This window comes from Streptomyces sp. NPDC002809 (assembly GCF_040295435.1).
Taxonomy (GTDB): domain Bacteria; phylum Actinomycetota; class Actinomycetes; order Streptomycetales; family Streptomycetaceae; genus Streptomyces.
This window is the reverse complement of the sequence record NZ_JBEOVJ010000025.1, coordinates 89110-95864: the sequence shown is the minus strand read 5'-3', so window position 1 is coordinate 95864 and position 6755 is coordinate 89110. Positions and strand designations below refer to the sequence as shown.

The following is a 6755-nucleotide window of genomic DNA, read 5'->3' as shown; positions in this document are numbered from 1 at the left end:
TGTGGGCGCGGTCCATAGGCAGGGCCGGCCCGGGCGCTCAGCCGGCCGGTTCCTCCGCGCCGGGACGATGCCGCGCCGCTTTCGCGCTCAGGTACGGCCGTCGGCTGCGCGCCGGTGCAGCGCCAGGGCGGTGGCTGCCGCCAGTACGGCAGTGGCGGCAGCCACCCACCAGCCGCGGCGGAACGCCTCCAGCGCGAGTGCCGGGGAGCTCGGGGCGCCCAGCAGGGTGACCATCAGGGCGACACCCAGGACGGAACCGGTCTGGCGGGCCATCGTGGTGACCGCCGAGCCGGTGGCGAACCGCGTCGGCGGGAGAGCCGCCGCGGCCGCACCGACGAGGGTGGGCAGCGCCAGGCCGACACCGACGCCGGTGATCATCATTCCGGGCAGGAGGCCCGCCGCGTAGCTGGGAGCCGGATCGAGCGCGACGGCCCACCAGGCCAGGCCCGCCGCGAACAGCAGGCAGCCCAGGGCGGCGGTGCGGCCCGCGCCCAGACGGCGGACGACCGGGCCGGAGGACACCGCCAGCAGCGGGACGACCAACGGCCCCGGGGCGATGGCCAGTCCGGTCCGGATCGCCGAATACCCCCACACCTGCTGGCACCAGAGCACCGAGGTCAGCAGCATCGCCGCGAACGCCGCGGTGAAGAGCAGCGCGGCAAGCGTCGCGGCGACGAAGGACGGCGAGCGCAGCAGGGGCAGTTCGACGACCGGTGCGGGATGCCGGGCCGACCTGAGCCAGAAGGCGCCGGTGAGCAGCACCGCCGCAGCCAGCGAACCGAGTACGCGCGCCGAGCCCCAGCCCCAGGCGTCGGCCTTGACCAGGCCGAGCGCCAGGGCCCCGATGGCAAGGGTGAGCAGGGCGGCTCCGGCCAGATCGGGGAAGGGGCCTTCGCGGTGCGGGCGGACGTCGGGCAGCAGCCGCACACCGGCGATCAAGCCGATCACACCGACCGGCACGTTGACGAGGAACACCCAGCGCCAGTCCGCCTCCACGAGCGCTCCGCCGACCACGGGCCCGAGTCCGGCGGCTATCCCGCCGATCGCGGCCCAGCTGCGGATGGCCCGGGGGCGGCGCTCGGGCGGAGTGTTGACGAGCAGCAGGGCGAGCGAGGTCGGCATGAGCGCGGCGGCCCCGACGGCCTGGAGGACGCGGGCGGCGACCAGCCAGCCGACGCCGGGAGCGAGCGCGCAGAGCGCGGAGGCGACGGTGAAGAGCCCGAGGCCGAACAGGAAACCCCGCCGGTGGCCGTAGCGGTCGGCGAGCCGGCCCGCGACGACGAGCAGGGCGGCGAAGACGATCGCGTACGCGTTGAGGACCCAGGAGAGCGAGGCGAGCGAGCTGCCGTCGAAGGCGTCGCCGAGTGCGGGGACCGCGACGTTGACGATGAACAGATCGAGATTCACGACGAAGACGCCGGCCGAGATGATCCAGACGGTGGCGCGCGAGGTGGCGGGAGCGCCGGGTACCGCGGCCGCTCCCAGGGCTCCGGGCATGAGTGAGTTTGATTTTCCAACTGTCATGGCGGCAAGGTAGCGCCAGTGAGTTTGAGATGGCAACCTTGTAGGGATGAGTGCCGCACGTGATTCCGACGCCCCCGCAGACCCGACCGCCGTCCTGACCGCCCCGCTGCCGGGCCGGCCCTGTTCCGCAGCGGCTGCCCTGCATGTCGTGGGCGAGAAGTGGGCGCTGCTGGCGGTGCGGGAGATCTTCTTCGGCAACCACCGGTTCGAGGCGATCGCGCGCAACACGGGTGCGCCGCGCGACCGGCTGGCCGCGCGGCTGCGCTCACTGGAACAGGCGGGCGTGGTCGAGCGCCGGCCGTACAACGAACGGCCGCCGCGCTACGAGTACCACCTCACCGAGTCGGGGCGCGATCTCGCTCCGGTGATCCGGGCACTGCTGGACTGGGGTGACCGGTGGGTGCTGGAGGAGCGGCCGGTGGTGATGGTGCATGAAGCTGCCGCCGGCGACGGCCGTACGGGCGCGGGCCACGGGGAACCCCACGCGCACGAGCTCGACGCGGCGTGGGTGTGCCGGACCTGCGGCGAGGAGATCGCGATGAACACGCTCAGCGTGGACGTCCGCGCCCCGGGGTGGGACCGGTCGGGACCGGTGCCACCCGCCTGAGCATCGGGCCAGGACGCGACCGCCTCTCGGGCCCGCTCGGCCCAGCACCCCTCCCCGCTCAATGCCTCCCGGCCCAGCACCCCTCGGCCCGGCACCTCTCCCGCCCCGGCACCTCTACCGGCCCCTGCCTGCTCGGTACCTCCCGGCCCAGCGCCCCTCCCGCCCCGTCGCCTCTACCGGCCCCGCTCGGCTCAGTACCGCTCGACGAGGTGCTCCCGGCCTGCCGGGGGCTCGTACGGTTCGGGCCGGAAGTCGGTGATCTCGCTGATCCGCCCCTGCTCGTCGAACGTGAAGAAGTGGACGGCGTGCGACTCCTGCCCGCCGTCCGTGAACAGCGTCCGGACGGCGACCTGCCGCCCGCCCTGATCGGTCACGATCCGCTCGACGCGCACTCGCCGGTCCCCCGGGTACTCGCGGTTGAACGCCACGTACCGCTCCTTGCCACGAATGCGCTCGCGCGTCTGCGGAAGGTCGTACAGCACCTCGTCGGCGAGCGTCGCCGCGAAGGTGTCCCATTCACGGAGGTCGGCCGCGGTCCAGTAACGCTCGACAGCAGCACGCAGATCGGCAGTCGAATCAGCAGTCGTGCTCATGGTGCGAGTCTGGACCCCACCACTGACAATCGGCCCCGACCTGGGCGAACGCCCCCGCCCGGCCGCCCCGTTGCGCTAACGGCCGCTGCCCGGACCGTCCGGCCGGGTCGCCTTGATCGAGTACATCAGCGGAATCCGCGGCCGCTCCGCCGGGAAGCGGTAGAAGCCGTCCGCCTCACGCTCCAGCACCGGGAAGCGGGCGAAGAGCGAGGCGTCGTGCTCGTGCAGGAACTCGATCCGCAGGCCCGCAGCGGCCAGAGCGGAGACCACACTCCCCACCGGGTGCTGCCATTCGACGCTGCGGTTGTGGACAGTCGGCGCGTCGAAGTCCGCGTACGTGCCCGGCGTCTCGTCCACCCACGCGTCGCGGCTGAAGTAGTCGTGGACGACCCTCGAACCGGTCGCGTCGTCGAGGCAGTCGGTGAGCGGGTGGAACTCCGCCAGGTAGAGGAACCCGCCGGGTGCGACGAGCGACGCCGCCGTCTCGGCCCAGCGGTCGATGTCGGGCAGCCAGTTCAGCGCACCGATGCCCGTGTAGACGATGTCGTACGAGGAGTCCGGCACGGCCTCGGCCGCGTCGTGGACGTCCGCGGCGACGAACGCCGCCCGGTCCGGACCCAGGCCCAGCTCCCGGGCGAGCCCGCGGGCGGTCTCGACGGCCGCTTCGGAGAAGTCGAGGCCGACGACCTGCGCGGCACCGTGCCGGGCCCAGGAAAGGGTGTCGACCCCGATGTGGCACTGCAGGTGCAGCAGCGTCCGGCCGGTCACGTCCCCGACCTCCGCCAGCTCGAAGTCCCGCAGGGCGTCCTTGCCCGCGCGGAAGGAGTCGAGGTCGTAGAAGTCGCTCTCGGCGTGGATGGGCACACGCTCATCCCACATCGCGCGGTTGGCCTCGCGCCAGTCGGCAGGTATCGGAAGAGGCATGCCGGCGAGGTTATCCACAGGCTGCGGACGACGCGAACGGTTTGTCGGCCGTCCGGCGCAGAATGGGGGCATGACTGAGACCACTGGTTCGACGAACGATTCCGTCCCGGCGTGGGAACAGCGCTTCCGGGCTCCCCGGGTGTCGCTGCCCGACTGGGCGGAGGACGCTCCGGACCGCGCCCTGTTCGTTTCCAATGCGACGGGGACGTACGAGCTCTACGCATGGGACCGGTCGACGGGCGGGCAGCGCCAGGTGACGGACCGGCCGAACGGGACGACGGACGGCGTGCTGACACCGGACGGCGAGGCCGTGTGGTGGTTCAGCGACACCGACGGGGACGAGTTCGGAGTGTGGATGCGCCAGCCGTTCCGTGCCGGCGGTGAGGGCGCGGAGGACAAGCCGGCCGCCCCCGGTCTTGAGCCGTCCTACCCGGCCGGGCTCGCGATCGGCCGCGACGGGACCGCGGTGATCGGCCGTTCGACGGACGAGGACGGCACGACGGTCCACGTCGTACGGTCCGGGGCGGCGCCCGTGGAGATCTACCGCCACCGTGAATCGGCGGGGGTCGGCGACCTGTCGCACGACGGCTCGCTGATCGCGCTGGAGCACACCGAGCACGGCGACGCGATGCACTCCGCGCTGCGCGTGGTGCGCCCGGACGGCAGCACGGTCGCGGAGCTGGACGACACCGAGGGGGGCACGAAGGAGCTCGGCCTCGCGGTCCTCGGTTTCGCGCCGGTCGCCGGGGACGCCCGGCTGTTGGTCGGGCACCAGCGCCGCGGCCGCTGGGAGCCGATGATCTGGGACCCGGTGGCGGGCACGGAGACGGACCTCGCCATCGATCTGCCCGGCGACGTGGGTGCCGAGTGGTATCCGGACGGCTCCGCGCTGCTGGTCGAGCACGGCTTCGAGGCCCGCAGCGAGCTCTGGCGGTACGAGCCGGCCGCGGCCGGCGGGGCCCTGGTGCGGGTGGAGACACCCGCCGGTTCGGTCTCGGGTGCCACGGCCCGGCCGGACGGCACGGTGGAGTACCTGTGGTCGTCGGCGGCCGAGCCGCCCGTCGTCCGCTCCACTACCGGTGCGGTGGTGCTCGATCCGCCCGGCGCGAAGGCCCCGGTGTCCGTCCCGGTCGAGGACGTGTGGGTGGACGGTCCCGGGGGCCGCATCCATGCGCTCGTCCAGCGGCCGGCCGGCGAGGCCCAGGGACCGTTCCCGACCGTGTTCGAGATCCACGGCGGCCCGACCTGGCACGACAGCGACGCCTTCGCGGCCGGTCCCGCGGCCTGGGTCGACCACGGATATGCGGTCGTCCGGGTCAACTACCGTGGCTCGACGGGCTACGGGCGGTCGTGGACGGACGCGCTCAAGCACCGGGTCGGCCTGATCGAGCTGGAGGACATCGCGGCGGTGCGGGAGTGGGCGGTGAAGTCCGGCCTCGCGGACCCGGCGAAGCTGGTCCTGGCCGGCGGCTCCTGGGGCGGCTATCTGACCCTGCTCGGCCTCGGCACGCAGCCCGACGACTGGGCCGTGGGCCTGGCCGCGGTCCCGGTCGCGGACTACGTCACGGCATACCACGACGAGATGGAGGCCCTGAAGGCGATGGACCGCACCCTGCTGGGCGGGACCCCGGAGGAGGTGCCCGAGCGGTTCGAGGCCTCGTCACCCCTCACCTACGTCGACACCGTGCGGGCACCCGTCTACATCTCGGCGGGCGTCAACGACCCGCGCTGCCCGATCCGCCAGGTGGAGAACTACGTCGACCGGCTGAAGGCCCGCGACGCCGTGCACGAGGTCTACCGGTACGACGCGGGACACGGCTCGCTCGTCGTCGAGGAGCGCATCAAGCAGGTGCGGCTGGAAATCGACTTCGCCCGCCGCCACCTGGGAGACGCGGAGGACGGCGCGTAGAGGCGGGCCGCGGCCGCTCCGGACCGCTGCGCGCGCTGCGCCGGCGGGCCGGAGCGCCTGCCGGCACTGCGGCAAGCTCCGTGGCACCGCGCAGAGCTGCGTGGCACCGCACGGCACTGCACAGAGCTGCGTAGAGCTCCGTGGCACTGCACAGAGCTGCGTAGAGCTCCGTGGCACTGCGCAGAGCTGCGCAGGTCTGCTCAGGGCTGCGTGAATCTGCGTAAGGGCCGGATAAAAGGTGGCTTCTCGGGTGCCCCCGCTCCGGCGGGCGGGAGCGGGGACCGTACCGTGGAGGGGTGTACCGGTTCCTGCTGACCCCGCGATGGTGGGGGATCAACCTCTTCGTCGTGCTGGCCATCCCGTTCTGCGTGTTCATGGGCACCTGGCAGCTCGGCCGCTTCGAAGACCGCGTGCAGACGCACGAGGCCGCCGAGAAGCAGCCGGCTCCGGGCACGATGGCCGCCGAACCGCTGGACGAGCTGCTGCCCGTCGACACGGTGACCTCCGGCCGTCCCGCCACCGCGAGCGGCCGGTACGCCGATCAGTTCCTGGTGCCCGGACGGAAGTTGGACGACCGCAGCGGCTTCTACGTCCTGGACATGCTGCGCACCGACAGTGGCAAGGCCCTGCCGGTGGTTCGCGGCTGGCTGCCCGGGAAGGCCGGACACACCCCGGTGCCGGACGCGCCGACCGGCCGGGTCACCGTGACCGGCGACCTCCAGGCCTCGGAGAACGCGGGCACCGACGGGGTCGACGCGAAGGGCGGCCTCCCTGACGGCCAGGTCGGCATGATCAGCGCCGCGTCCCTGGTCAACCTCGTGTCGTACGACGTCTACGACGCCTGGGTGACGCTCCAGGAGACCGACGCCCGCACCGGTGCCTCCGGGACCGGTGCCTCCGGGACCGGTGCCTCCGGGACCACCGACGCCGCCCTCACCGACACCCCGGGCAAGGGCGGCGATGCGCTGCGTCCCGTACCGGCTGCCGCGCCGCAGGGCAGCGGGCTCGACCTGAAGGCGTTCCAGAACCTCGGCTACACGGGTGAGTGGTTCGTCTTCGCGGCGTTCGTGATCTTCATGTGGTTCCGCCTGCTGCGGCGCGAGGCCGAAGCGGCCCGGGATCTGAAGCTCGGCCTGATCGCCGACGAGGACACCGCCGCGAGCTGACCGTCCGCGGTCCCAGAGGTACAGGGCGGCCG

6 protein-coding genes are annotated in these 6755 nt (G+C 72.9%); 3 read left to right on the top strand and 3 right to left on the bottom strand.

Annotated features, from left to right (window positions below):
• Positions 1-87 precede the first annotated feature (87 nt).
• Positions 88-1524 carry an MFS transporter gene (locus ABT025_RS17505; protein ID WP_350994850.1) on the bottom strand — a complete coding sequence of 479 codons (1437 nt, stop codon included), beginning with the start codon at positions 1522-1524 and terminating at the stop codon, positions 88-90.
• Between the two features lie 46 nt (positions 1525-1570).
• Between ABT025_RS17505 and ABT025_RS17500 the strand changes: the two genes are divergently transcribed.
• Positions 1571-2131 carry a winged helix-turn-helix transcriptional regulator gene (locus tag ABT025_RS17500; protein ID WP_350994848.1) on the top strand — a complete coding sequence of 187 codons (561 nt, stop codon included), beginning with the start codon at positions 1571-1573 and terminating at the stop codon, positions 2129-2131.
• Positions 2132-2322: 191 nt separating this feature from the next.
• On the opposite strand, the gene ABT025_RS17495 is transcribed toward ABT025_RS17500, so the two are convergent.
• Positions 2323-2724, bottom strand: a complete 402-nt coding sequence (locus ABT025_RS17495; protein WP_350994846.1) for a nuclear transport factor 2 family protein — start codon at positions 2722-2724, stop codon at positions 2323-2325.
• 75 nt (positions 2725-2799) lie between these two features.
• The gene (locus ABT025_RS17490; RefSeq protein ID WP_350994844.1) at positions 2800-3648 is read right to left on the bottom strand and encodes a class I SAM-dependent methyltransferase; all 849 of its coding nucleotides are present in this window, start codon (positions 3646-3648) and stop codon (positions 2800-2802) included.
• Between the two features lie 70 nt (positions 3649-3718).
• On the opposite strand from ABT025_RS17490, the gene ABT025_RS17485 reads away from it, so the two are divergent.
• Positions 3719-5557: a S9 family peptidase gene (locus ABT025_RS17485; protein WP_350994842.1), complete on the top strand. Its 1839-nt coding sequence runs from the start codon at positions 3719-3721 to the stop codon at positions 5555-5557.
• Between the two features lie 296 nt (positions 5558-5853).
• A complete protein-coding gene (locus ABT025_RS17480) occupies positions 5854-6723 on the top strand; it encodes an SURF1 family protein (protein WP_350994840.1) in 870 nt (289 codons plus the stop codon).
• Positions 6724-6755 lie beyond the last annotated feature (32 nt).